Genomic DNA, 25,252 nt, shown 5'->3' with positions numbered 1-25,252 from the left:
TCTCAACAGCGCTTGAATCTCAACCCCGAGGAACGAGATTCACGAGCCGCCCGGGCACAACGATCTCCTTCACCAGCTGCTTACCCGCGATTAATTCGGCGATCTTCGGCTCGGCTTTCGCTGCGGCTAAGATCGTCGCTTGGTCGGCGTCGGCCGGGACCGTTACTTTACCACGAACCTTGCCAGCGATCTGCACGACAATATCGACCGTCTCCCGCCGCAGATGCGCCTCATCGAAGTCGGGCCAGTCGGCGTAGGCGAGCGTCTGAGGATGCCCCAGCAGCTGCCAAAGCTCTTCCCCCAGGTGCGGCGCGAACGGGGACAGGAGCTTGATGAACGGCTCCAGGCAGGCCCGGGGGCGGGTCGCCTCTTTGTTGAAAAAGTTGACGAACTCCATCATCCGAGCGATGGCGGTGTTGAACGACAGCTTGTCGATATCTTCCGTGACCGCCTTGATCGTAGCGTGGAGCATTCGCAGCTGATCGGCCGTCGGCGGGGTATCGCTTACCAGCTCGTGCAGTTTCAGCTCGTCGGCACGCTCATCGACAATCAGCCGCCAAACGCGCCCCAAGAAGTTCGCTACACCGCTCACCCCCTCCATGCTCCACGGCTTGGAGTCGGGCAACGGGCCCATGAACATCTCATACAGCCTTAAGGAATCAGCACCGTACTCGCTGACAACCTCGTCCGGGTTGACGACGTTGCCGCGGCTCTTGCTCATCTTCTCGCCGTTTTCGCCGAGGATCATCCCTTGGTTGACGAGCTTGTGGAACGGCTCCGGTGTGCTCACCACACCGCGGTCGTACAGCACTTTGTGCCAGAACCTCGCGTACAACAGGTGCAACACCGCGTGCTCGGCACCGCCGATGTACAGATCCACCGGCATCCACGCCCGCTCCACCTCCGGATCGATCGGCGCGGCGTCGTTCTTGGGGTCCAAGAACCGCAGGTAGTACCAGCAACTGCCGGCCCATTGCGGCATGGTGTTCGTTTCGCGCTTGCAGCGCACACCGTCGATCGTCGGGTACAGCCACTCCTCGGGGGCCTTGTCCAGCGGCGGCTCGGGGCGGCCGTGCGGTTTGAAGTCTTCCAGATGCGGCAGGTCGACCGGCAGATCGGTCTCGGGAACCGTGCGGAGGAAGCCGGTTGGCTTGCCCGCGGCGTCCAATTCGTGCGCAAGCGGAAACGGCTCGCCCCAGAAGCGTTGCCGACTGAAAAGCCAGTCGCGCAGCTTGTAGTTGACCGCCTCACCCCCCACGCCCCGCTCGGCAAGCCAAGCGGTGATCTTCTGCTTGAACTCCGCGGTGGGCGTGCCGTCGAACGCGCCCGAGTTGACCGCCACACCCGCCTCGGGCGAGACACGCTTACCCGCGAGCACAGCGTCACGCTCTGCGGCGGAGAGCTTTTCCCCCGGATCGACCACCGCCTTGATGGCGATGCCGAACTTCTGTGCAAACTCAAAGTCGCGTTCGTCGTGCGCCGGCACGGCCATAATCGCTCCGGTGCCGTAGCTAATCAGCACGTAGTCGGCGATCCAGATGGGTATCTTCTCGCCGTTGACCGGGTTGATGGCGTACGAGCCGGTAAAGACGCCCGTCTTGTCCTTCGCCAACTCCGTGCGGTCGAGGTCGCTCTTGAACGAAGCGGCTTTTACATACGTGGCAACCGGCTCGGTCTGCGCGGCAGTCGTTAAACGATCGACATACGGATGCTCCGGAGCGATCACCATATAGGTAGCCCCGAACAGCGTGTCGGGCCGCGTGGTGTAAACACGCAGCACGCCGTCGGCGGGCTTCTCGGGGAATTTACCCGCGACGGCTTCACCGTTGGTGCCTGCCGCTAAGCGGAAGTCCACCTCGGCACCGGTACTCCGGCCGATCCAGTTGCGCTGCAGCGCTTTGACACTTTCGGGCCAGTCGAGCGGTTCGAGCTCTTTCTCCAGCCGGTCACCATACGCGGTGATGCGCAGCATCCACTGTCGAAGCGGGCGGCGTTCGACGGGGTGGTCGCCCCGTTCGCTCTTGCCGTCGATCACCTCTTCGTTGGCGAGCACCGTGCCGAGCGCCGGGCACCAGTTGACCGGGGCCGAACTCTGGTACGCCAGCCGCTGCTCATCGACCCACCGGCGGGCCGCATCCGTGCCCAGGGCCCCGATGTCGGCGGGGATCTCCAACTCGGCGATCGGCCGGCCCTTCTGCTGGGCTTTATCGAACCAGGTGTCGTACAGCTGCAGAAAGATCCACTGGGTCCAGCGGACGTAGTCAACGTCGGTCGTGGCGATCTCGCGGTCCCAGTCGTAGCTGAAGCCGAGCATCTTCAGCTGACGGCGGAACGTCGTGATGTTCTTCTCGGTCTGCACGCGGGGGTGCTCGCCAGTCTTGATGGCGTGCTCTTCGGCCGGCAGGCCGAAGGCGTCGAACCCCATCGGATGGATCACCGAGTAGCCCTGCATCCGCCGCGCACGGCAGACGATGTCGGTTGCCGTGTAGCCCTCGGGATGCCCCACGTGCAGCCCGTCGCCCGACGGATAGGGGAACATATCCAGTGCGTAGAGCTTCTTGGCGGCCTTTCCCTTAGCAGCCGGGCTCGGCAACCGCGGCGCGGCGAACGTCTTGTGCTCGTCCCAATAGGCTTGCCACTTGGGTTCGATCGTCGCGGGGTTGTAGCGGGGCATATTTAATCTTGGCGGCAAAAAAGACTAGGAAGACCGGCACTCGGGAAGCGGCTTACCCCGCAAGACGCCGCCGATAGGAGTCGGGTTCGTTGGTGCCTGAAAGGTAACGAGCGTGATTGCACGTCTTGGGCCTGCGGCCTTTCGGCAAGAGGCTGGTGGGCGGATTCTAACTCGCGGCTGCTCGAGCGCAAACCACGCCCACCGTTGACCTTCCGCCGCGCCGCTGGCTACGCTCGGCCCTCTTGGCGAGCGGTTTCTTGATTACAGGCCATCGGGCGAGGCACGGGCTGTGGGCACTTTACGCGTTGGAATGGTCGGCCTGGGCGTCGTCGGCGGCGGCGTGGCCAAGATTCTGCAAGAATCGGCCGCTGAGCTCGCCCGCCGGTCCGGACGAAGGCTCGAACTGACCCGCGTGGCGGTCCGCGACCCCGCCAAGTCGCGCGACATCGCCCTGCCCGCCGGCATCGTCACGGACGATCTCGCCAAAGTGGTTGAGGGCGACGCCTGCGATGTCGTTATCGAGTTGATGGGAGGAACCACCACGGCCCGCGATGTGGTGCTGCGTGCCCTCGCCAATGGCAAGAGCGTCGTCACGGCCAACAAGGCGCTGCTGGCAACCCACGGGGCCGAGCTCTTCGCCGCCGCGCGCCAGGCCGGGCAGACCATCGCCTTTGAGGCCGCTGTCGCGGGCGGCGTGCCGATCATCGCCAATCTCTCGCAGTGCCTTACCGCCAACCGAATCGAGTCGCTCACCGCGATCCTCAACGGCACATGCAACTTCATCTTGTCAAAGATGCACGCCGAGGGGGTCCCCTACAGCGACGTGATCGCCGAGGCCCAGCGGCTCGGCTATGCCGAGGCCGACCCCGCGATGGATGTCGATGGCACGGACACCGTCCAGAAGCTGACGATCCTCGCCCAGCTAGCCTTTGGTGCCGTTGCCGATTGGGCCACCGTGCCGCGCGGCGGGATCGACACGCTGGATCTCGCCGATGTGCGGTTCGCTCAGCAGCGCGGTTATACGATCAAGCTGCTGGGCGTTGCTCAATCCACGCCGACGGGGGTTCAGTTGCGTGTGGGTCCAACCCTGGTGAAGAACGAGCGGCAGCTCGCTCAGGTAGGCGGAGCGTTCAACGCGGTGCGTGTCACCGCGGACGCGGTCGGCGAACTGCTCTACTACGGCCCCGGTGCCGGACGGATGCCGACCGCTTCGGCGGTCGTGGCCGATCTGGTCGATACGGCGGTCGGCCGCGCGCGGCTGACGTTCGATACGCTCGGTCTGTGGGACGCCTCAGCGCCCGGTCCGGCGATCGCCAGCCCAGCCGACGCCATCGGGCGTTACTATTTGCGGGTCATCGGCGACGACCAACCCGGCGTGCTCGCCCAGATTGCCGGTTGTCTTGCGGCGCAGGGGATCTCGATCGCCAGTTTCTTGCAACACGAGCCGCTCACCGACGGCAAACTTGTTCCGCTGATCATCACCACCCACGACACCACCGAGGGTGCCGCTGCCCGGGCGTGCGACAAGATCGCTGCACTCGAATCGGTCCAGGGCAAGCCCGTACGCCTCCGCATCGCGGATTAAAAAAGCCTCGCCATGAAATACGTCATCGTCATCCCCGACGGCGCTGCCGACGAGCCGCAAGAGTCGCTCGGGGGCAAGACCCCCCTGGAAGCCGCCGCGACGCCACACATGGATGCGCTCGCCAAGCAGGGGGTGGTAGCCCGCGCGTGTCACACGCCCAAGGCATTACCCGCCGGCAGCGAGATCGGCAATCTGAGCCTGCTGGGCTACAACCCGTTCGAGCACTTCACCGGGCGTGCTCCGATGGAAGCCGCCGCCCAGGGGATTGAGTTGGCTCCGGCCGACTGGGCCGTCCGCTGCAACCTGGTCACGATCGATCACCAAGCCGATGGGCCGGTGATGGTCGATTTCACCGCAGGTCACATCAGCACCGAAGAATCGACGGCTCTGCTTGCAGAGGTGCAGCGCGCGATCGCCAGCGACGCCCGTTGGCGCGGCGCACTGGAGTTCACCCCCGGCGTGAGCTACCGCAATCTGCTCATCTGGCGCGGCGCGAAACTGCCGGCCCCGTTCACGCTCGATACCCGCACGCAGGCACCGCACGACTGGACCGATCTGGTGATCGAAGACGCTCACCCCAAGGGTCCGGGGGGCGATGTGCTGGTGGAACTCATGGAAGCTACGGCCCGGCTGTTTGCCGACCATCCGGTCAATCGGGCCCGCGTCGCGGCCGGGAAGCGGCCCGCCACGAGCGTTTGGCTGTGGGGTCAGGGTGGCGCGCCGAGCCTCGCCCCCTTCGCCGAAAAGTACGGCCCGCAGGGGGCGATGATCACGGCGGTTGATCTGCTCCGGGGCATCGCAGCCCTCGTGGGCTGGGACCGCATCGAGGTGCCCGGTGCCACGGGTTATCTGGACACCGACTACGCCGCTAAGGGGCGTTACGCAATCGAGGCGCTCGACCGCTACGACCTAGTGTGTGTCCACGTCGAGGCACCCGACGAGGCTTCGCACGAAGGCCGCGTTGAGGAAAAAGTTAAAGCGATCGAGGCGATCGATCGCGAGATCGTCGGCCCGTTGGTTGAAGCGCTCGAGCGGTGCGGCAAATGGCGGATCATGGTCAGCCCTGACCATCCGACCTTCTTGAGTACCAAGAAGCACACGCACGGCAATGTGCCCGTGTGCCTCGCCGGCACGGGGATCGCTGCCGACGGCTTCGACGCTTACCACGATCGCAACGCGGCGGCCTCTTCCACGGCCTTCGATGAGGGGTGGGACGCGATGCGATGGTTCATCGATGCACGCTAGGCTTTGGCCCCCTCGGCGCATGGCGCTGGCCACCCAACTGAGGATTTCCGCGACACGGTGCGGGCCGAATCGATCTATGCCCCGTTGAGGCACCGCGGCGCGCAAATCGCGCCTTTGTTGCTGATAAACTCGCAGAGCGCTTGGTTGGATCAAGTCTCCATCGCGCGCGGCGCGCACATCCTGAGTGCGCGCACTGCCAGCGCCCCGAAAATATAAATTCGTCTTTCTGCCGGATATTTCTTGCACGGTGGCGATCGTCGGATAGGAACGGGGCTACTTGAAGAGCGGGTCGTCGGAACCCCCGTTCTTCACTCGTCTTACCGCCACCTGGGAGGAACAGAGAATGGCCCCATGGAACCGCCGCGCGCCCGCGCGCCGTCGTCGCGTCGCTAATCGTGTTGCAAGTCTCGAAACACTTGAAACTCGCGCCCTGCTGACCACCATCTCATCGACCCTGCTAGATGCGGGGATCGACGAAGTCTTATCGATCGACGCCCCGCTCAGTTTCTCGGGACCAACCGCTGACCATGTGGAAATCAACCACAGCGCAGCGCTCGAACTCACCGAGGGAACTTTTGCCGTTGCGTTCTCGGTCGCCCGAGACGACGACAAGCTGACTCTCTTTAGCAAGGACCATGTTGGCCTTGAACAGGGCGGACACCTGCTGTTGTGGGTCGTTGGTGATCAGGTGGAGGCGCGTCTCGAATCCGACACGCAGAGCGTACGCGTCCACTCGGCCAAAGGAGCCATCAAGCCCGGTGTGCAGCATCAGGTGGCGGTCAGCTTTGGCGATCAAGGCTTCCGGCTCTACGTCGATGGGCTGATCGCCGACGCGAAGGTCGACTACGACCAGGGCATTGAGCTGAACGACAACTCGCTGGTGCTCGGTGCCAGCACCATCGCACGTACCGATGAGAGACCAAACCTATCGGACGGCTTCTGGGGCACGATCACCGACTTTGCCGTCTACGACGATCAGCTGGGCCTCGAAGCCGCTGCTGCTATGGCAGGGGTGACGCCCACGCCACTTGTTCGCCCTGAGGAAATCGAGGGCGTCACGACAGGAACCGACAACGGAGAAATGCTCTTCGGCTCGATCGTCGACGGCGGCTATGGCAACGATCTGGTCTACGGAACGCAAGGTGACGACCGGCTCGACGGTGGTCATGGCGAGGACATCCTCAACGGCGGCGATGGCGATGACCTGCTCATCAGCCGCAGCGATGGACGCGAGCCTGTCATCGCGCAGATCTACGATAACACCGATGATCCGTACGGCGAAGTTGATCCCACAACCCGCACGCTGTACGCCGATCAACCGATCGCCGCCGATGATCACCTGACCGGCGGCGATGGTGCCGACACGTTCCGCTTTGAGATCCTGATCAACGCCAAGGAGCGCATTCTCTTCAAGCACACCCGCAACGATGGCACGATCGATTGGCGTGGTGTTACCGGCGAGAACCGACTCGTGCACGACCACTGGGTCGATCGCATCGGTGACGATGTCATCGCCGACTTCAACCGCGCCGAAGGAGACAAGATCGAGTTCGTCGGCCACACGGTTGACGTGTACCTGGTGGAATGGATCGACAGCGATGGTGATGGTGTGCTGGACGCCTCGGTCATCTATGTGCAGTCCAACCAGGGTAGCGCCGGGGCCCATAACAAAGATCAGCTCGGCACGGTCACGGTCTACGGCGACCTGATACGCGAAGGGGATTACACCGTTCACGCCCACGCCAATTACGGCATCGTCGAAACGATCGGCGAGTTGGGCGAAGCGCTCGCACCGAAGTACAGCACGCCGATCGTTACGGAAGGCGTTTCCCGCTGGGCGCATCCCGAGGTGAACGAAGCGACGCCTCTCCCCAGCGGCGCGGTGTTTGCGATTGGCGAGCCGGTCTCGTTCAACGGAACCAACGATGACGCGCTTCAGGTGGCTCCTAACTCGGCGTTCGAAGCGGAGAATGGCACGTTCACTCTGCGGTTTACGGTTGATGATTCTGCCCCGCAGCAAGGTCTCTTCAGCAAAGACCACACGGGCTACCAAGAGGGCGGGCACCTAACCGCCTGGGTACATGACAACCGGGTTAAGGTACGCCTGCAGAGCGACACCGAGTCGATCACCTTGCAGTCGTCGCGGTACTCGGTTGTTGCTGGTCAGGAGCACCACATGGCGATCAGCTTCGGCGACACGGGGATGCGTCTCTATCTGGATGGCGAGCTGGTCGATCTTGAGATCGACTTCACGGCAGGGATCGCGGCGAACGAAAACCCGCTCACGCTCGGCGCTAGTGCGGTCGCTCGCGACGGTGCCCGGGCAAACTTGCGTGACCCGCTCAGTGGATCGCTGCATGAGCTGGCGTTCTACGACCGGGCGCTCAGCCGCCGCGAGATCGCCCGGCTGGCCGGCCCCCCCAACACCGGACCGCAAGTGACCGCGGGCACGACCGGCACGGGGCTGGACGCGGTCGTTGATACGATTGTCCTCGACCCCGGCTTGCGCGCCAGCATCTCTCCCGAAGAGATCGCCGACGGAGCCCGCGCAGCGGACGGCATGAACGCCCTAATCCTCGAAGCGATCCGTGCGACCGACGTCGCCTTCGACGGTCACTTCGATCGCTGGGATCTGTACGACGTCAACCATTATCTCCGTCGCGAGCATCTGGCCGAGTGGACTGACCTGCACGGCGATGACGAAGCGGGGGTCGAGACGGGCTTCCACTTGGTCCAAGGGGATGGAGCACTGACACGGTGGTTTGGCGATGACAATGCGGTGAACACCGTGGCCGACGGGCTCTATCACCTGGGCTTCGAGATCCGTGGTGAGCGGCTTGTGAACGAAGATGGCAACGCCAACGCCAGCCTGGACGACGTCGCCTTCTGGCTAAATGAGCTGCTGGCCGACGACCTCCTCGCGGGGACCCTGGCGGAGCCCGACGCGGTCGATGCGGCCTTCGCGGGGCAGATCTAGGCGGCCCGGGGAAGAACCGGTGAGGGGGGGGCGTCAGCGGACGGGGGACCAAGCATAATGCACGGCTCGACAAGCCCTGCTGGCGGTCCCCCCCTTACGCTTCGCCCCCCCTTTAGCCCTCTACCGCGTTCATGCCTCTGATTGTCCAAAAGTTTGGCGGCACCAGCGTCGCCGACGCCGAAAAGATTCGCGCTGCGGCCCGCCGCGCGCTCCGCGCCCAGCAGCAGGGAGCGCGGGTCGTGATGGTCGTCTCCGCCATGGGCAAGAACACCGACGCGTTGGTCGACCTCGCCGGGCAAGTGTGCGATCGCCCCGCCGCTCGCGAGATGGACATGCTTCTTTCCACCGGCGAGCAGGTGTCGGTCGCCCTTATGGCGATGGCCATCCACGACCTAGGGGGCAAGGCGGTCAGTCTCACCGGCGGGCAGATAGGCATCCGTACCGACAGCTCGCACGGCAAAGCGCGGATCCAGTCGATCGGTGCCGAACGGATGACCCGTCACTTGGACGAGGGCTGCATCGTGATCGCCGCCGGGTTCCAAGGGACCGACGACCAGGGCAATATCACCACCCTCGGCCGGGGCGGAAGCGACACCACGGCGGTTGCGCTGGCGGCGGTGCTGGGTGCCGATGTCTGCGAGATCTACACCGACGTTGACGGCGTGTTCACCACCGACCCCCGGATCGAACCGCTGGCGCGCAAGATGACCTGCGTCTCGCACGACGAAATGCTTGAGCTGGCAAGCCTCGGTGCCGGCGTCATGCACAGCCGTTCGATCGAGTTCGGCAAGAAGTTCAATGTGCCGATCCATGTGCGCAACTCGGGTGTCTTTACCGACGAGCCGGGCACGGTCATCGGCCCCCTGGCCGAGAGCGACGATCGCCCCGTGAGTGGCGTGGCTCTCACTAAGAACGAGTCGCGGCTGACCGTGCTCGGGGTTCCCGACCGTCCGGGTGCCAGCTCAACGCTGCTGGGCCGGCTCGCTGAAGCGAACATTGCGGTGGACATGATCGTGCAGAATCGCGGCCGCGAGGGGCGCGCCGACATCTCGTTCACGGTGCTCAACAGCGACCTCGACGCGGCGCGGACCGCCGCTGAAACCGCCGCGACCGAGCTGAATGCCGCCGGCGTCGCCGCCGACTCTTCGGTCTCCAAGGTGTCGGTGGTCGGCCTGGGTATGGTGACCCAACCGGGCGTGGCAAACCGCCTTTTCAAAGCGCTCGCGGCCGCGGGGATCAACATCCAGGCGATCACGACCAGTCCGATCAAGGTTTCCTGCCTCGTCGAACAATCGCGGGGGCTCGAGGCCCTGCGGGCCGCGCACCGCGAGTTCGATCTGAGCCGCCCCCCCGCGTCGGCCACCACGTTCGAGCAGACACTGGCAGCCGCCAAGCAGGCCAATCACACCGACGCGGACGCCGTCATCCGCCGCCTGCAAGCGATGGAAGACCTAACGATCGAACAGTGCGGACTAGACGAGTCGCAGGCGCTCGTCACGCTACGCGAAACGCCCGATACGCCGGGCATCGCGGCCCGGATCTTCGATGCGGTCGCCGCTGCCGGGGTGGTCGTGGACCTCATCGTGCAGAGCGTCGGCCAGAACGGACGCACCACCGTTGCGTTGACGGTCCCGCGTGAAGATCACGAAAAAACGGTCGCGGCGCTCAAGGCGCTCGCCAACGAAATCGGTGGCCAGATCGTCTCGGACCCGGCAGTAGACATCCTCTCGATCGCTGGCGTTGGCATGCGTAGCCACACGGGTGTCGGCCGCCGGATGTTCCGTGCGCTCGCTGACGCGGGGGTCAACGTCGAACTCATCGGCACGAGCGAGACCGACATCAGCGTGGTGGTGGCTGCCGATCAGGGTGCCGCGGGGCTGACGGCCTTGAACCGGGCATTTGCCGACGTGGTCCGCTGAGAGACGCGCCGCTCACGCACAGCGACCCGCACTCAAACCGCAAAACCGGCAAGATCGTTCTAATGCCCCGCGGCGCGGGTTAGCGAACCGCCTTGGTGCGCGTTGGGCTGAAACGTCGCGGAGCGGGGAAAGCTATCTTTCCCCGTGTCTAAGTCGTCGCTTTCACCGCGTTTTCTCGTGCTGATCCGCCCCCGCGGAACGGACGTCGCGTGTGCTGCGCGGCGGGCTTTTACGCTGATCGAGCTGGTGATCGTGGTGATGCTGCTCGGCATGTTCGCCGGAGTGGCGGCACCGCGTTACACGAAAGCGCTTAGCGGTGCGCAGCTCGAAACGGCCTCGAAACGGCTGGCCGCCGATCTGCGTCGCGCGCGGGCGGTCGCTACGCAAACCGCCTCGCCGTGCACGATCCAATTCCGGCCCGCGTTGAAGGCGTACGGATCAACCGATCTGCCCGACCCCGCCCAGGCCGGCGCTCCGCTGGACGTGCGGCTCACACAAGACGGGTTCAATCTGTCGATGTCCGTAACCGACTTCGACGGGCTGAACATGGTCACCTTCGATTGGCGCGGCGACCCGGTGAACACGGGATCGGTCACGCTCGGCCACGGCGGCGCTACGCGTATCATCTCGGTGCTCGCGACGGGCGAAGTGGAGGTGGCCCGATGAGACCCCGTCCCGCTTACACCTTGATCGAGTTGCTTGTTGCAACAGCGTCGGCCAGCGTGCTGGTTGTCGGCCTCTCGGCGGCGTTGTTCGTCTCGGCAAAGGCACTGAACGTGGACGAAGGCGCTTCCATCGCGCGGTCGAATGGCGATGCCCAGCTGAACCGCTTGCTGACCGATGTGGGCAGCGCCTTACGCTTCACCGAGCGCTCGCCCACCGCGTTGGCTTTCAGCGTGCCCGACTTTACCGGCGATGACCAGCCGGAAACGCTGCGCTACGCCTGGAGCGGAACGCCGGGGGATCCGCTCACGCGGAGCATCAACGGCAGTGCCGCCCTGCCGCTGGTGCGCGATGTGCGATCGCTATCGTTTGCAGGGCTCGAGCAAGTCGTCGCCGCGACCGACGTCACGGTCGCGCCCGATCCGCCCTGGCCGATTGTCGAGTCATTTGCTTCTCAAGCGCTGAGTTCCGCGGGTGTGCAAGTCACGATCGCCGCGCCGCTCGGGATTGTTGCCGACGAATTGCTGCTGGCCACCGTTGTGGTGCGCAACGACCGCGTGGCAAGCCTCGTCGCCCCGATCGGTTGGAGTCTGCTGCAGCTTGAACAGGAAGATGGCAAGGTCACGCTGGGCGTCTGGTGGAAGCGCGCCACGGCGAGCGAGCCGGCGACCTATCAGTGGACCTGGGCGGGCAACGAGCACGCGCTGGGCTGGATCCTGCGGATCAGCAACCAGTACGCCGGTAATCCCATCACGGCTTTCGCGGCCGCGAATGGCAAAAGCAAAGATCCGGTGGGCCCCGCGACGAGTTCCACGCTCGATAACTCGCTCGTGGTCCGCGTCGGTGGTTTCCATGACGACGATATCACGGTCGGTGCCCCCGGTCTGGCAGGCCACACGCCAGTGCTCATGCAAGCGTCGTCGAACAAATGCTCCGGGGGCTGCGGCTATCGACCGTTAAAGGTGGCTGGTCTTTCTGGAGAGTCTCTGTTCGCGCTTACCGCCGCTCAAGAGTACCGCACCCTCACCGTGATCGTGGCTCCCAAGCAATGACGCACCGTTCCTCTCGATCCTTAGGGCGACACCAGGGCGTGACACTCGTCGAGGTGGCCGTTTCGACCACGCTCGTCGGCGTGGTGCTGGTGGCGGCGCTCGAAACCGTTGGCAGCGCGGTCCGCGCGGCACGCGGCAGCAGCGAAGCCGTGGATGGTTACACACTGGCCGAGGACTTGTTGGCGGAGATCCTCGCCCAGCCTTATGAAGATCCGGAAGGGGACACAACGGGCATCGGCGTCGAAGCGAGCGAACCGGTTGCGGCCCTCAATCGTCTGGCGCTGGATGATGCGGACGACTACCATTTGTGGAATGCGACCCCCCCCGTGCTGCGCGACGGAACGCCGATCCCGGGATACGACGGCTGGACTCGCGAGGCGCGTGTTTACTATGCGGACGCCGACCCCGCGACGGGGACCCCCGCCAACCGCGCAACCGACGAGGGCCTCAAGCGGATCCGTGTCGAGGTGGTGAGCCCCACCGGCACCGTCACCCGGTTGCATGCGTTTCGCTCGCGCCACGGTGCCCTGGAAGGCTTAACTCCGTTCGACACGACCCTCGTGAGGGGCGTCACGGTGGACCTCTCGACGGGCGGTGCCGCTGTTCACAAAGGGGTCGCGTTGGTGAATGATCCGGAGGCACCGTGAGATGAGCCACAACCCGCGAACATCTTGTCGTCGGTGCGCTCGCCGCGGCGGATCGCTGTACATCGTGGTGATGGGGGTCGGCATGATCGTAGGCGTGATCGCGCTCACGTCGAGCGCCATCGGCCGCCTCGAGCTGCGCTCGGCTGCCGCGAATAGCGACGCCTCACGCGCCGCCCTCGCCGCGCGGAGCGGGCTGGAGTTCGCGCTGAACTGGCTCAACCGCACACCTGACTGGCGCGCTCAGCTAATCAGCGGGGATAACTCCGACGCGATCCACCTGTTAGGTGGCGCGTACTTCCGCTGGCTCGTTACCGACGCCGATGGCGACCTGGACGACGACCCGCGCGACCACGCCATGCTGCGCTCGGTCGGCTACTTTAACGAAGCGGTCGCGGCGATGGAGGTCGGTATCGAACCCAGCGGACGGGGGCTCACGTGTCTCGAAGCCGCGGCGCACGCGCAGCTTCTGTTCGAAGCCAAGAGCGGTAGCACCATCACCGGCGCAGGCTTTGTGAGCTCGAACGATGACGTCATGGCAACCACAGCGACCTTTGGCCTCGACGCCGAAGCCTACGATAAAGTCCTCGGTGGAACCTATTCGGGCACGAAGACCGAAGGCGTACGCCCCCGCGAGATGCCGGGCGACCACGTGCTGGATTACTACCTGGCGCGCGGCACGGAGATTCCGCTCTCGAGCGTGCCGAGTTCGTTTGGCATGCGGCACCTCAACTTCAAGCTGATGAGCCGGTGGCTGAACGATGTGGGCGAAGTGAACCCCTATGGGATTTACTGGATCGATCTGGCCGGCGAATCGCTCGACCTGAAGTGGTCGCGGGTGCTGGGGACGCTCGTGCTGCTCAACGCCGGGCCGAACACCGCCTGCACCGACGTGGCGATCCATCAGGCTAACCCGCTGAACGCTCCGTGTTTGATCGTTCAAGGGGACCTGAAAATCGATTTGCGAAATCTATTTACCGGCACGGAGCTGCGCGAGTCGGGCATCTTCAACTACAACCCGCCGGGGATGCCCTTTAACGGCGAAGAGGATTCCGACAAGAGCGACGTCCGCAATGCGGTGATCGAAGGGGTCGTGTATGTGACCGGCATGGTGATCGTCAGGGACACGGCCACGGTGCGCGGGTGCCTGATCGCCAACAACATCTGCATAGAAGCAAACAAGACACTCACGCTGGACTACCGCCCCTACGCGATGAACTATCCGCCGCCGGGCTTCAGCGCGGGGCAGGGCGTGCGGGTGCTGCCGGGCTCGTGGCGGCGTACAAGCCAGTGAGCGCGAGCCAACAGCACAGCGGAGCGGGCGTCAGTCCTCTTCGTGCTGCTCACGCATGACGTCGTTCAGCACGTCTTCGGCCACGTAGATCGGCAGGGCCGGATCGCTGGTGACGGCCACCGCGATCGCATCGCTCGGGCGGGCATCGATCTCGATCAGCTCGCCCTCGTGCCGGACGCGGAGCTTGGCGTAATAGACGTGGTCGTGCAGCTCGGTGATGACCACGTCCTGAAGTTCTCCGCCCAGGTGCTCGGCGACCGACACGAGCAGATCGTGGGTCAGCGGCCGGGTGGCTTCCTCGCCCTTGACGCGGCGATCGATGCTCTTGGCCTCGAAGTACCCGATCAAGATGGGGAACGACCGGTCGCCGCCGACCTCCTTCAAGTAGATCACCTGCTGATCGTTGATCTCGCTGATAATGATCCGCGAGAGCTGCATTGTGACCGGCATCGCGAAGCTCCTGACGACGGCCCTCGGAAGCGAGGGCGACAAGCGAACCACCTGATAGCGCAACCTTACCGAGAGTAGCGAGGCTGACGCTATAAGTATAGCGAACGTCCGACACGCATGCGTCCACCCCCCGTGACCCCTAGCCCGGAATCTTCTGCCGATGCCTACCGAAAGACCCTGGCAAATTGGTGATTCTGCGTTGACCGACGGGGAGTCTGCCCCGCCGGAAGTGGTGGTGCTCCCCACCGGTGCCACCGAGCCGCACGGCCGGCACCTGCCCTACGCCACCGACAATTTTCAGGTGGAAGCCCTCGCCGATCAGGCGGCGGGCGAGGCCTGGCGACGCGGCGCACGGGTGGGTGTGCTGCCGGTGATCCCGTTTGGCGTGCAAACCACGCAGCAGGCCTTCCCGCTGGCGATGAACCTGCGGCCGACCACGCTGTTCCGCATGCTAGACGACTTGGCAGAAACCCTCGCCGGCAGCGGGGTCCGCAAGGCGGTGCTGCTCAACGGACACGGCGGCAACGATTTTTATCCGTGGATCAAAGACTCTTACGGCAAGCACAACGTCTTTTTCGTGCAGGTGCACTGGTTTGACGTGTGCCGCGAACTGATCGCGCAGACGTTTCCCGCCGGGGGTGACCACGCGAACGACATGGAAACGAGCCTCATGCTGTGGCTCCGGCCCGATCTAGTACGGCTCGACCAAGCGGGGCCCCAGCCGACTGCCACCCCCCGGTTGCGGGCGATGCGCGAAGGCTGGGCCAAGGCCCCACGCCCCTGGGAGCGTTACACCGTGGATTCGGGCGCAGGTGATCCGCGTGCGGCGACCGCGGATAAGGGGCGCCGACTGCTAGAGGCAACGACCGCCAAGCTGGCCGACTTCTTGGTCGAGCTGGCGCGCGCGGAGATCGACGAGGCCTTCCCGTTTGAGTCAACGGCGCGGGACCCCACTCCTTAAGGGGTTGGCGGGGGATCACCCCCCGCCAAACGACCACCATGCCGACATCGATAACAGCACAGCGCCGATGAGATTCAGCACAAACCCCTCGCGGGCCATCGCTCCCGAGTCGGCCCCTGCGCCGTAGACGGCCGCATTGGGGACGGTCGCCACGGGGAGCATAAAGGCGTAGCTGGCGCTGATCGCGGCGGGGACCATCAGCAGGCGCGGGTCGATATCGGTCGCTTGCGCGACCGTCGCGAGCAGCGGCATGAGCAGCGCCGTTGTGGCGGTGTTGCTGGTTACCTCGGTCAAGAAGGTCACCGACAAGCATAAACTGATCAGCAGCAACGGGGCGGGCAGCTGCGCCAGTTGGCTCATCCCGGCGCTGATCGCCTCGGCCAAGCCAGAGGAAGTGAACGCCTGAGCGAGCACCATGCCGCCGCTGAACAGCAGGAGCATACCCCACGGAATCGCGACCGCGGTCGGCCAGTCGAGCAGGCGGGGAGCGGGCTCGCCGGGCTTAGGGGGATCTCCGCTGGGGATGAGGAACATCGCAACCACCGCCAGCAGCGCCACGCTGGCGTCATTGGCATGAACCAACCCCAGCGCTTTGCTCCATCCGCCAAAGGGCTCGGTGCGTGTCACCCAGAGCACCGCGGTCGCCACAAACACGGCCAGGGTGCGGATCTCTGCCGAACGCCAGCGGCCGATCTCGGGCAAATTGAATTCGGTTTCGTCGCTCAGCCCCCGCGTCAGCCACAGCGCGGTGGCAATCAGCATCGGCAGCGCCGCGGGAACCGCCCAGCCGATCCACTCGCTAAACGTCACTTCGCCGACCGGCCCTTGCTCGAGCGCGTTGATGCACAGCAGATTGGGCGGCGTGCCGATCGGGGTCATCGTGCCCGCGACACTGGCCGCGTACGCTACGCCAAGCAGCAACGCGTTGCGCAAGCGCGGGCTCGCTCCGCTGCTGCCGGCGGCACCCAGCGTCGCCAGGGCGATCGGGATCAGCATCAGCGTGGTCGCCGCGTTGGAAACCCACATGCTGAGCACGGCCGCCGCCAGCATGAAGCCGATCACCAGCCGGCGGCCTGTCACGCGGCCCCCCGCCGAGACGAGCCGGATCATGGCCAGCGCAAGCCGACGATGGGCACCGCTGCGCTCCAGCGCCGTGGAAAGCATAAAGCCACCGGTCAGCAACAAGATGAGCGGGTGCCCATAGGCCTTGCCAACCTCGGGCGGGGGAATCGCTCCCACGAGCGGCAACGCCGCGATCGGTACGAGCGACGTCGCAGGAATGGGAATAGCCTCGCTTACCCACCAAACAGCGCACAGCGCGGTGATGGCGGCGGTCCACGCTGCCGGAGCCGGAAGCCCATAGGCATTGGCCAGCATGCCCGCAGCCGCGGCCACGAGCGGGCCAATGAAAAGGAAGAGTGCTTTCATTGCTGGCAGGGTATCGCCCCCCAGGGGGCAACGCCAAGGTCGGGTTCCGCTGAGTATGCCGTATCATTGTCGATTGCCGCGACGCGCAGGCTGCTGAGAAACGCCGAATCGGCGTTGTCGGAGCCCGACGGCTTCTCTAATTTTCACGCGCAATGCGCCCGTTCACGCCCTTATCGCTGTTGTTCTCGCTGCGTTTGGCAGGGCTGATGGGAGCTGTGGTGTGCCTGCTGGTAGGCTGCCAAGCGGCCGAGAAGCGGCTCGTGGCATCGAACCACCGCGACTGGTCTCCTGATCAGTCGGTTCTGGCAACCGCCCAGATCGAGGGCGATCAACTGCTCGTGCGGAACGTTCGCAACTGCAAAACCTTCGCGCCCGGCGAGTACGTGCTCGATCACGAAGACCGTCGCTACGACCTATCACGGCTGCGTGCCGTCGATTTTGTGACCATGCCGTTCGGCCCCGTGCCGGCCCTGGCGCACACGATGCTCAGCTTCGAGTTCGCCGGTGCGTCGCCCACTGATCCTCCCGAGCACCTGGCGGTGAGCGTCGAGGTCCGCAAAGAAAAGGGCGAAGAAAAGTTCAATCCTCTGCTCGGCATGGCCAAGCAGTACGAGATCATGTACGTCGTCGCCGACGAGCGCGACCTGCTGTATCGTCAGGCGGTCATCAACGATGGCCCGACCTATGTGTATCGCACGACCGCGGCACCCGAGTCGGCTCGCAAGCTGCTTGTGGACATGCTCGACCGCGCCAACACGCTCGCCGAAGAGCCCGAGTTCTACGACCTGCTAACGAACAATTGCACGACCAACATCGCCCGGCACATCAACCGCATCACGCCAAATCGGATCACCTACGACGTGAACGTGCTGCTGCCGGGGTACAGCGATCGCAAGGCGTACGCCGAGGGTCTGCTGGCGGGTGAAGGCACGCTCGACGAGCTCAAGGCCCGCGCCCTAATCAACACTCGGGCGCGAGTCGCGGTAGCCGAGAAAGCTGACTTCTCGGAAGTAATTCGACGTTAGTCGCCGATGATCTTAACCAGGGCGCGCTTACGACGGCGGCCGTCGAACTCGCCGTAGAAGATCTGCTCCCAGGGGCCGAAGTCCAGCCGGCTGGCCGTGATCGCCACGACGACTTCACGCCCCATAATCTGCCGTTTGTGGTGGGCGTCGGCATTGTCCTCTCCGGTCAGGTTGTGATGGTAGCGCTGCGGCGAGGGGTCGAAGGGGGCAATCTCTTCCAGCCATTTCTTATAGTCGCGGTGCAGACCGGGCTCGTCATCGTTGATGAACACGCTAGCGGTGATGTGCATGGCGTTGACCAGGCACAGGCCTTCTTTGACGCCGCTCGCGGCGACGCACACCTCAACCTCGGGCGTGATGTTGACAAACTCCATCCGCTCGGGAAGCTCGAACCAGATCTCTTTGCGAAACGACTTCATCGCGGGGGTGACGTTCCAAAGGCCGGGAGTAAGTTCAGCGTGCTGACAGCGTCGCTATCCGGCAACCACAAGCTGCTGCTGCTCGCCAAGACCGCTGATCCCCAGTTTGATGATATTGCCCGGCTGCAGGAAGACGGGTGGCTTTTGACCCAGCCCTACGCCCGGAGGCGTACCGGTCGAGATCACGTCGCCCGGATGGAGCGACATGAACTGGCTGACATAGCTCACCAGCATGGCGACGCCGTAAACCATCGTTCGGGTCGAACCGTTTTGGTAGCGGTGGCCATCGACTTCGAGCCACATATCGAGGTTCTGAGGATCGGTAAGCTCGTCGCGCGTGACCAGATAGGGGCCGATCGGCGCGAACGTGTCGCACCCCTTGCCCTTAACCCATTGCCCACAGCGCTCGATCTGAAAGTCACGCTCTGAGAGGTCGTTGATTACGCAGTAACCCGCGACGTAATCGAGCGCTTCCGCCTCGCTGACGTACTTGGCCTTCTCGCCGATGATGACACCGAGTTCAACCTCCCAGTCGGTCTTGTGCGAATTGCGGGGGATCTCGACGTTGTCGTAGGCCCCCACAATCGCGCTGGTGGCCTTCATGAAGAGCACCGGTTCGGAGGGAATCTCGGCACCGGTCTCTGCAGCGTGATCAGCGTAATTGAGGCCGATGCACAAGAACTTGCCCGAACCGGCAACGCAGGGTCCGTAACGCACGCCAGGCTCGACAGCGGGCAAAGAGGTCGGATCGAGCGCCGCGATTTTTGCAAGCGACGCACCCGAGAGGGCCGTCCCCGCTAAGTCGTCAATCACCCCTGCAAGCGAGCGAATCGTTCCCTGTGCGTCGAGCAGTCCCGGCTTCTCTTGCCCTGGTGCCCCGTAACGTAGCAGCTTCATTCGGACGTTTCCGTTAAAGAGGGTCGGTCGGTGAGAATGCTTCGGCTCGAACGACCCGCAAGAGTCATTCGACGTGATTGGGTCAGCGGACTCCGCCTAATCCGCTGCGGCGTGTCTCGCAGGCTAGTAAGAACGACTCAGATACACCAGCCGCCATCGATCAGGTGAATCGCCCCGGTGGTGTACGACGCCTCGTCTGAGGCAAGGTAAACCGCCAACGAAGCAACTTCTTCGGGTTTGCCGAGCCGTCCCATTGGCTGCCGCGCGACAAAGGCGGCACGCACCGCATCGTAGTCGCCCGCCTGCGCTCGCATCCGCTCCTCAAGCGACGGGGACTCAACCGTACCCGGACAGATTGCGTTGCAACGGATCCCCTGTTTAACGAAGTCGGCGGCAATCGCCTTGGTCAAACCAAGGATCGCCGCCTTACTCGCCCCGTAAGCAAAGCGATTAGGCACCCCGGTGACACTCGAGGCAACGCTGGCAATGTTCACAATGCTGCCGCCGCCCGCGTCAAGCATCGCCGGCAGCAGAGCCCGCGTGAGTCGGTACATGGCCGTCACGTTCAGATCGAACGAAAAAGCCCAATCCTGTTCTTCGCAGTCCAAGATTGTCCCGTGATGAACGTATCCCGCGGCATTCAGCAAGACGTCGAAGGCCCCCTCGGCCGAGGCCAGCGCGCTGATCGCGGCGGGATCGCGCATGTCGAGCCGCATCGTCCTTACGGCGGGCATCGCCCGAGCGAGTGATTCCAACGCGGCTTCGTTGATGTCGGTGGCTAGCACAGCGGCTCCCTCACGAGCGAAGGCTTCGGCGCACACGCGACCGATTCCCTGCCCTGCGGCGGTCACCAACACCTTCTTGTCTTTGAGCCGGTCGGCCATCAGGGTTTCGCTCCTAGGCGTTCGCGCCATATCGGCCCATCGGGATAACGATAAGCCGCGAGGGTCTCGGGATGAATCTGCGCGCTGTAGCCTGGTGCCTGCGGTAAGCGATAGGCCCCGCCAGTAACGACGCACGGATCAACGAAGTGCTCGTGCAGGTGGTCAACGAACTCGCAAACGCGGTTTTCAAGACTGGCACCAATACGAAGGTAATCGATCATGATCAGATGATTGACGTACTCGCACAGTCCCACACCCCCGGCGTGGGGGCAGACCGGCACGCCAAATTTTTTGGCGAGCAACATGACGGCTAACACTTCGTTAAGACCGCCTAGCCGACAGCTATCGATCTGACAGAACGCGATGGCGTTGAGCTGCAGAAACTGCTTGAAGATCACTCGGTTCTGACATTGCTCGCCGGTGGCAACGCCGATGGGCGCGATCGCCCTTGCGATCTCGGCGTGGCCGACGACGTCGTCGGGCGAGGTCGGTTCCTCGACCCACCACAAGTCGAACTCCGCCAGCGCGCGGACCCATTCGATCGCCTCACCAACCTCCCAGCGCTGATTGGCGTCGATCATCAGCCGCCGGTGGGGGCCGATCTCTTCGCGGATAAGGGCGGCGCGGCGGCGATCGTCTTGTTGATCCGCCCCCACCTTGAGCTTGAAAGCGTTCCAACCGTCGGCGATCGCCTCTCGACAGAGCTGTCGAATCTGGTCATCGGAATAGCCGAGCCATCCGGCCGAGGTGGTATAGGCGGGGAATCCGTCGGCTCGCAGCCGTTGCTCGCGGTCCGCTTTGTCGGGCTCATTGGCTTCGACGATTCGCAGCGCCTCGTCGCGTGTCAGCGCGTTCCCCAGGTAACGGAAGTCGATGCAGCCGATGAGCTGCTCGGGCGTGAGATCGGCAACAAGCTTCCAGACCGGCTTGCCCTCGGCTTTGGCCCACAGGTCCCAGATCGCATTAACTACCGCGGCGGTGGCAAGATGCACAACGCCCTTCTCGGGCCCCAACCAGCGGAGCTGCGATTCGCTGGTGAGCCGTCGCCAGAAGTTGGCGAAATCGCGCGTGATTTCGGCAAGCGTTAGGCCAATCGTCATCTCGCACAACCGCTCAGCCGCGGCCACACAAACATCCGTGCCGCGGCCAAGAGTAAAGGTCAACCCATGACCTTCGAGACCCGCAACATCGGTACGCAGCACCACGTACGCGGCCGAGTAATCGGGATCGGCGTGCATGGCGTCCGAGCCGTGCGCCTCGTCCGACGTCGGAAACCGCAGGTCGATCACCTCATAGCTGGTGATGGTCGGTGCCCTGTTCAAGGCGAAACTCCTTTCGTAGAAACGGCGGAAACATCGACTCGGTAGACCTGAGCGGCGGTTGCGCCGAACAGGCATGCACGCTCAGCCTCTGTAAAAGATGCCGCCCACGACTGGACCGTTTGCAGCCATCGCTCATAGGACGAGGCGAGCAAACAGACGGGCCAGTCCGAGCCAAACATCAACCGCTCGGGGCCGAAGGCGTCGAGCACGGTATCCAGGTAGGGACGCAGCCCAGCGGGCGTCCAATCGTTGCCGCCCGCTTCCGTAACCAGGCCCGAAACCTTGCATACAACATTCGGGCGACGCGCCAAGCTATACAGATTCTCTCGCCAGGGGCTCAACTCTCCTGCCGCTATTTTCGGCTTCGCGGAGTGATCCAGCACAAAACGCTGCTCGGGGTGCTTGTCAACCAACTCGATTGCTACGGGCAGATGGCGTTCAAAGATCAGAAGGTCATACACCAAATCACGAGCGGTCAGGCACGCTATGCCACGGCTAAAATCCGCTCGCAGCAAAAATTGGTCGTCGGGCTCGTCCTGAACCACATGGCGGAATCCCTTCAGCTTGGGATGGTGGATCCGCTCGAGCAGCGATTCCAACTCCGGATCAACGAGGGGGGCCCAGCCCACCACACCAACAATCGGGGCCGTTTGATCCGCTAGCTGTAAGAGCCACTCGGTTTCAGCAAGACTCTGCTCGGCTTGCACGCTGATAAAACCTTCGACGGCTCCCTCTTTTGCTGCCGCCAAAAGGTCTTGAGGGAGAAAGTCGCGGGTTAACGCAGACATTGTCAACGGATCGATCCATCCGTGACGCGTCGCGTCATAACGCCAGAAGTGGTGGTGAGAATCGATGACCATCGCGATGGTTTTACGCTGACTCGAGGATCATGTTGGCGTACTGAACCGTATCACCGGTACGCACGAGCCCGATCGCCTGGGGAACACGTCGCTTGAAAAGCTCGTGGGGCTCGTGCTCAAGCGTGAGGCCTGCGAGCGCATCGCCGAAGCGAGCGATTACCTGCTCTTCGTTCTCGCGCATAAACTCTTCTGCCATCCAGACCCGGCCCAGAACAAAGTTACCACGTATCGCTTCGAGCACCTGGAGCACTGTCGGAACGTCATCGATCAGTGCGAGATCGATCGTTTCGATCTGTGACCAAAAGGGAAAGCCTCGGTCGGCGATCACCAGCGTGTTCGTGTGGCGGACCCGCGCGAGAAGCGACGCGAGGGCCGGGTTCAGTATGCCTGTCTTGAGCATGACACTTAACGCGGAAAAAACGGGTCAAACGTACGGGTAGCCAAGGTCAATGAGACCCTCCGCTTTCAGTTCGGACCAAAACTCGGGGGGCAGGGGCGTTTCGATCGCAGCGATGTCAGCTGCAATCCGGTCGCGACGGCTGCTGTTCATCGCGATGGCATGGACACCGGGGGGTGAGATCGCAAACCGCAGACAGGCTGCCGCTGGCGCGACACCGTGCTCGGCGCACCGATCGTGAAAGCGTTCGCGCCAGGCGAATTTATCTTGGTCCGCCGGCGTGGCTGCATCGAGTCGGCGATAGTCGAAGTAGTCGCCGCCGACGAGAAAGCCGCTGTGAAAAACGGCCGAATTGATAATCGCAACGCCCTTATTCGCCAACGTCTCGATCAGATCGAGCAGCTCTGGTGGGTGGCTGTAAAGGGTCAAGCTGTTGCCAATCATGACCCAATCGAGATCCACGAGTTCGGCGACCTCGTGCAGGATCCGCCAGTCTTTGACTCCCACCCCTACGCCTTGGACTTCGCCCCGTTGCTTTAGCTCTTGCAAAGCCTGATAGGCACCGCGGAGATCTTCCCAGCGTGCCGCGCGATCGCGGGGACTCGTCGCCGCTGCCAGGTATTCGTCAGGGTCGTGTACCGAGACTAACTCAGCGCGGTAAGGTGTTCCCAGCAATCGGTTACCCTCTTCCCAGCAACCGAGGATGCCCTCGTAAGAGATCCGCTGAACCGCGTCATACTCCAACCCAACCCAGGCACCGGGCTCGAAGCATGGCACACCATTCGGCGGCAGCGGCTGGCGAACCCACGCCAACTTGTTGCTGATGACGACTTCTTTAGGATCAATGCCAAGGGTCCGGAGGTTGCGTCCCAGAACTTCGAGAGCCATTCCCGCACCGTACTTACCTGCCGTATCCACTACGACGGGTTGGTTGACCAGGTCGAACCAGGCACGCGTCACCTCGAGCTTCACCTCATCGGTGTGCGCGACGAAGAGATTGCCAAGGTTGCTGGTGCCAAAGACCACCGGGGGAATCAGCAAACCGGTATTGCCGAAACGAATGGGGTGCATTGCTCAATAACCCCGCTGGCGATTACGGTGGTCAGCCAGATAAACGGCGAAACCATAGATCGCCACTACCAGGAAGCAGCCCAGCGGAAGCACAAAGGACGCCCGCATCGCCGACAGCTCGCCGCCGCCGAGCGCCCAGGCGTTGCCGTCCATGATGGACGCCTGCAGGGGCGGCATGATGCAGCCGCCACCGATGGCGCAAATCAAACCGGCCGAGGCGAGCTTGGCATCGTCGCCGAGACCCTCCAAAGCGATGCCATAGATCGTCGGGAACATGAGCGACATGCACGCCGACACGGCGACCAAGCAGTACAGTCCCGGGTAGCCGCCCAGCGTGATTGTGCCGACCAGCAGCGTTGCGCCGACCACCGCGAGCAAGCCAAGCAGGCTGCCCGGGTCGAAAAACTTGAGCAAATACGTACAGACGCCCCGGCTGACAACAAACGTCACCATGGCGACGATGTTGTAGGTCTGGGCCTTTTCGGGCTCCAGGCCGAGCTCGGATACGCCGTACTGAATGATAAAGGTCCAGCACATGATCTGGGCCCCCACATAAAACGCCTGAGCAACCACGCCGCCCAGGTAGCGCGCGTTGACCGACAGGCGTGAAAACGTTTTGCCGATGCCCGCCTCGCCGGTGCTGAAGGACTCGCCCTCGGGAAGTCTCGCTAAAGTGAAAGCAACCAGGGCCGCGAGCACGACGAGTCCCAGAACCAGGTAGGGACCGGATATCACGGACAGGTCGCTCTGCTGCAACGCCGCGAACGCGGCGGTATCGCTCTGCGCGAGCGCCTGACGTGTGGAGGTGTCGGCGGGATCAAGCTGTTGCAGGATGAGGTTGCGGGCGACAAACATCCCCATCAGCGAACCGACCGGGTTAAACGCCTGGGCAAAATTCAGCCGCCGCGAGGCGGTTTCGGGGGACCCCATCGCCAGGATGTACGGATTGGCGGTGGTCTCCAGAAAAGCCAACCCGCTGGTCATCACAAAGTACGCCGCGAGAAACGCCCAGAACTGCACCAGCTGTCCGGCCGGCAGAAACAGCAAACAGCCCAGGGCGTAGAGCCCCAGTCCCATCAAGACGCCCGACTTGTACCCGTAGCGATGAATGAATAGCGCAGCGGGGATCGCCATCACGCAGTAACCGCCGTAGAAAGCGGCCTGCACCAACGAGCTCTCAAAGTTGCTGATCAACAGCACGTCTTTGAACGCGTTCACCATGGGGTTGGTGATGTCGTTCGCGAAGCCCCACAGGGCGAAAAGGGTTGTGACCAGGACAAAAGGGGCCACGTAAACCCCGGGAACAACCCGCGAAACATCGGCTGCAGGGGCTGTTCCGGCGGCCGTGGCGGCGCTATCGGCTTGAGTCACGAGTGCGACAGTCACGAGTGCGACCGGCCGAATGCCGGCGGTAAGGAAAAGGGAGGGCTTCGCTGGCGGAGCCTGTCGACCGCTTCAGGGTTCCAATGGAGCGTTCGCGATAAC

21 protein-coding genes are annotated in these 25,252 nt (G+C 63.6%); 10 read left to right on the top strand and 11 right to left on the bottom strand.

All coding sequences use genetic code 11. The features are described from left to right. Positions 1-19 precede the first annotated feature (19 nt). Positions 20-2,674: a leucine--tRNA ligase gene (gene leuS / locus Pla111_RS05810; RefSeq protein ID WP_146572291.1), complete on the bottom strand. Its 2,655-nt coding sequence runs from the start codon at positions 2,672-2,674 to the stop codon at positions 20-22. 289 nt (positions 2,675-2,963) lie between these two features. On the opposite strand from leuS, the gene Pla111_RS05805 reads away from it, so the two are divergent. The 8 genes from Pla111_RS05805 to Pla111_RS05770 all read left to right on the top strand — a co-directional run bounded on the left by Pla111_RS05805 (position 2,964) and on the right by Pla111_RS05770 (position 14,053). Further along, on the top strand, positions 2,964-4,259 hold the full coding sequence (locus Pla111_RS05805; protein ID WP_231930770.1) for a homoserine dehydrogenase: 1,296 nt from the start codon (positions 2,964-2,966) through the stop codon (positions 4,257-4,259). Positions 4,260-4,271: 12 nt separating this feature from the next. Beyond that, entirely contained in the window at positions 4,272-5,504 is a 1,233-nt protein-coding gene (locus tag Pla111_RS05800; RefSeq protein WP_146572289.1) for a cofactor-independent phosphoglycerate mutase, read from the top strand. Between the two features lie 343 nt (positions 5,505-5,847). Further along, positions 5,848-8,481 (top strand): LamG-like jellyroll fold domain-containing protein, encoded by a 2,634-nt coding sequence (locus Pla111_RS05795; RefSeq protein ID WP_146572287.1) that lies wholly within the window; start codon positions 5,848-5,850, stop codon positions 8,479-8,481. Between the two features lie 131 nt (positions 8,482-8,612). Beyond that, positions 8,613-10,400, top strand: a complete 1,788-nt coding sequence (locus Pla111_RS05790) for an aspartate kinase (protein WP_146572285.1) — start codon at positions 8,613-8,615, stop codon at positions 10,398-10,400. Positions 10,401-10,544: 144 nt separating this feature from the next. Then, positions 10,545-11,066 carry a GspH/FimT family pseudopilin gene (locus Pla111_RS05785; RefSeq protein ID WP_146572284.1) on the top strand — a complete coding sequence of 174 codons (522 nt, stop codon included), beginning with the start codon at positions 10,545-10,547 and terminating at the stop codon, positions 11,064-11,066. Continuing rightward, complete coding sequence (locus tag Pla111_RS05780) at positions 11,063-12,115, top strand: hypothetical protein (protein ID WP_146572282.1); 1,053 nt, start codon at positions 11,063-11,065, stop codon at positions 12,113-12,115. The genes Pla111_RS05785 and Pla111_RS05780 overlap by 4 nt, the downstream gene beginning before the upstream one ends. Continuing rightward, on the top strand, positions 12,112-12,762 hold the full coding sequence (locus Pla111_RS05775; RefSeq protein WP_146572280.1) for a type IV pilus modification PilV family protein: 651 nt from the start codon (positions 12,112-12,114) through the stop codon (positions 12,760-12,762). Before Pla111_RS05780 ends, Pla111_RS05775 begins: the two co-directional genes overlap by 4 nt. A 1-nt stretch (position 12,763) precedes the next feature. Then, positions 12,764-14,053 carry a hypothetical protein gene (locus Pla111_RS05770; RefSeq protein WP_146572279.1) on the top strand — a complete coding sequence of 430 codons (1,290 nt, stop codon included), beginning with the start codon at positions 12,764-12,766 and terminating at the stop codon, positions 14,051-14,053. Between the two features lie 30 nt (positions 14,054-14,083). Here Pla111_RS05770 and Pla111_RS05765 read toward each other — a convergent pair whose 3' ends face one another. Beyond that, positions 14,084-14,503 carry a bifunctional nuclease family protein gene (locus Pla111_RS05765; protein WP_146572277.1) on the bottom strand — a complete coding sequence of 140 codons (420 nt, stop codon included), beginning with the start codon at positions 14,501-14,503 and terminating at the stop codon, positions 14,084-14,086. Between the two features lie 160 nt (positions 14,504-14,663). Here Pla111_RS05765 and Pla111_RS05760 point away from each other — a divergent pair, with 160 nt between their 5' ends. Beyond that, the gene (locus tag Pla111_RS05760; RefSeq protein WP_146572275.1) at positions 14,664-15,464 is read left to right on the top strand and encodes a creatininase family protein; all 801 of its coding nucleotides are present in this window, start codon (positions 14,664-14,666) and stop codon (positions 15,462-15,464) included. A 15-nt stretch (positions 15,465-15,479) separates the two neighbouring features. Here the strand turns inward: Pla111_RS05760 and Pla111_RS05755 are convergent, their stop codons facing one another. Then, positions 15,480-16,892, bottom strand: coding sequence for an SLC13 family permease (locus Pla111_RS05755; protein ID WP_146572273.1), 1,413 nt, complete (start codon positions 16,890-16,892; stop codon positions 15,480-15,482). Between the two features lie 152 nt (positions 16,893-17,044). Between Pla111_RS05755 and Pla111_RS05750 the strand changes: the two genes are divergently transcribed. After that, positions 17,045-17,917 carry an Lnb N-terminal periplasmic domain-containing protein gene (locus Pla111_RS05750; RefSeq protein ID WP_146572271.1) on the top strand — a complete coding sequence of 291 codons (873 nt, stop codon included), beginning with the start codon at positions 17,045-17,047 and terminating at the stop codon, positions 17,915-17,917. Here Pla111_RS05750 and Pla111_RS05745 read toward each other — a convergent pair. The 8 genes from Pla111_RS05745 to fucP all read right to left on the bottom strand — a co-directional run bounded on the left by Pla111_RS05745 (position 17,914) and on the right by fucP (position 25,153). Beyond that, positions 17,914-18,336 (bottom strand): secondary thiamine-phosphate synthase enzyme YjbQ, encoded by a 423-nt coding sequence (locus Pla111_RS05745; RefSeq protein ID WP_146572269.1) that lies wholly within the window; start codon positions 18,334-18,336, stop codon positions 17,914-17,916. The two genes, Pla111_RS05750 and Pla111_RS05745, sit on opposite strands and share 4 nt — an antisense overlap. Positions 18,337-18,390: 54 nt before the next feature. Further along, positions 18,391-19,233, bottom strand: coding sequence for a fumarylacetoacetate hydrolase family protein (locus Pla111_RS05740; protein WP_146572267.1), 843 nt, complete (start codon positions 19,231-19,233; stop codon positions 18,391-18,393). A 137-nt stretch (positions 19,234-19,370) separates the two neighbouring features. After that, complete coding sequence (locus Pla111_RS05735) at positions 19,371-20,117, bottom strand: SDR family oxidoreductase (protein WP_146572266.1); 747 nt, start codon at positions 20,115-20,117, stop codon at positions 19,371-19,373. After that, the gene (locus tag Pla111_RS05730) at positions 20,117-21,439 is read right to left on the bottom strand and encodes an L-fuconate dehydratase (RefSeq protein ID WP_197524793.1); all 1,323 of its coding nucleotides are present in this window, start codon (positions 21,437-21,439) and stop codon (positions 20,117-20,119) included. The genes Pla111_RS05735 and Pla111_RS05730 overlap by 1 nt, the downstream gene beginning before the upstream one ends. Next, positions 21,436-22,299 (bottom strand): amidohydrolase family protein, encoded by an 864-nt coding sequence (locus tag Pla111_RS05725; protein WP_146572262.1) that lies wholly within the window; start codon positions 22,297-22,299, stop codon positions 21,436-21,438. The genes Pla111_RS05730 and Pla111_RS05725 overlap by 4 nt, the downstream gene beginning before the upstream one ends. 10 nt (positions 22,300-22,309) lie before the next feature. Continuing rightward, positions 22,310-22,699 carry a D-ribose pyranase gene (gene rbsD / locus Pla111_RS05720; protein WP_146572260.1) on the bottom strand — a complete coding sequence of 130 codons (390 nt, stop codon included), beginning with the start codon at positions 22,697-22,699 and terminating at the stop codon, positions 22,310-22,312. Between the two features lie 24 nt (positions 22,700-22,723). Then, positions 22,724-23,767, bottom strand: a complete 1,044-nt coding sequence (locus Pla111_RS05715) for an aldo/keto reductase (RefSeq protein WP_146572258.1) — start codon at positions 23,765-23,767, stop codon at positions 22,724-22,726. Positions 23,768-23,770: 3 nt separating this feature from the next. Further along, entirely contained in the window at positions 23,771-25,153 is a 1,383-nt protein-coding gene (gene fucP / locus Pla111_RS05710; RefSeq protein WP_231930768.1) for an L-fucose:H+ symporter permease, read from the bottom strand. Positions 25,154-25,252: the final 99 nt, after the last annotated feature.

The sequence above is a fragment of the Botrimarina hoheduenensis genome (genome assembly GCF_007859815.1).
Lineage (GTDB): Bacteria > Planctomycetota > Planctomycetia > Pirellulales > Lacipirellulaceae > Botrimarina > Botrimarina hoheduenensis.
The sequence above is the reverse complement of the archived record's forward strand: the minus strand, read 5'-3'. Positions and strand labels throughout refer to the sequence as shown.

Excerpts from the sequence above, each read along its gene's own strand:
- leuS (WP_146572291.1), bottom strand. The coding sequence starts at position 2,674 with ATGCCCCGCTACAACCCCGCGACGATCGAACCCAAGTGGCAAGCCTAT.
- Pla111_RS05800 (WP_146572289.1), top strand. The coding sequence starts at position 4,272 with ATGAAATACGTCATCGTCATCCCCGACGGCGCTGCCGACGAGCCGCAA.
- Pla111_RS05795 (WP_146572287.1), top strand. The coding sequence starts at position 5,848 with ATGGCCCCATGGAACCGCCGCGCGCCCGCGCGCCGTCGTCGCGTCGCT.
- Pla111_RS05790 (WP_146572285.1), top strand. The coding sequence starts at position 8,613 with ATGCCTCTGATTGTCCAAAAGTTTGGCGGCACCAGCGTCGCCGACGCC.
- Pla111_RS05780 (WP_146572282.1), top strand. The coding sequence starts at position 11,063 with ATGAGACCCCGTCCCGCTTACACCTTGATCGAGTTGCTTGTTGCAACA.
- Pla111_RS05775 (WP_146572280.1), top strand. The coding sequence starts at position 12,112 with ATGACGCACCGTTCCTCTCGATCCTTAGGGCGACACCAGGGCGTGACA.
- Pla111_RS05770 (WP_146572279.1), top strand. The coding sequence starts at position 12,764 with ATGAGCCACAACCCGCGAACATCTTGTCGTCGGTGCGCTCGCCGCGGC.
- Pla111_RS05765 (WP_146572277.1), bottom strand. The coding sequence starts at position 14,503 with ATGCCGGTCACAATGCAGCTCTCGCGGATCATTATCAGCGAGATCAAC.
- Pla111_RS05760 (WP_146572275.1), top strand. The coding sequence starts at position 14,664 with ATGCCTACCGAAAGACCCTGGCAAATTGGTGATTCTGCGTTGACCGAC.
- Pla111_RS05755 (WP_146572273.1), bottom strand. The coding sequence starts at position 16,892 with ATGAAAGCACTCTTCCTTTTCATTGGCCCGCTCGTGGCCGCGGCTGCG.
- Pla111_RS05750 (WP_146572271.1), top strand. The coding sequence starts at position 17,045 with ATGCGCCCGTTCACGCCCTTATCGCTGTTGTTCTCGCTGCGTTTGGCA.
- Pla111_RS05745 (WP_146572269.1), bottom strand. The coding sequence starts at position 18,336 with ATGAAGTCGTTTCGCAAAGAGATCTGGTTCGAGCTTCCCGAGCGGATG.
- Pla111_RS05740 (WP_146572267.1), bottom strand. The coding sequence starts at position 19,233 with ATGAAGCTGCTACGTTACGGGGCACCAGGGCAAGAGAAGCCGGGACTG.
- Pla111_RS05735 (WP_146572266.1), bottom strand. The coding sequence starts at position 20,117 with ATGGCCGACCGGCTCAAAGACAAGAAGGTGTTGGTGACCGCCGCAGGG.
- Pla111_RS05725 (WP_146572262.1), bottom strand. The coding sequence starts at position 22,299 with ATGGTCATCGATTCTCACCACCACTTCTGGCGTTATGACGCGACGCGT.
- rbsD (WP_146572260.1), bottom strand. The coding sequence starts at position 22,699 with ATGCTCAAGACAGGCATACTGAACCCGGCCCTCGCGTCGCTTCTCGCG.
- Pla111_RS05715 (WP_146572258.1), bottom strand. The coding sequence starts at position 23,767 with ATGCACCCCATTCGTTTCGGCAATACCGGTTTGCTGATTCCCCCGGTG.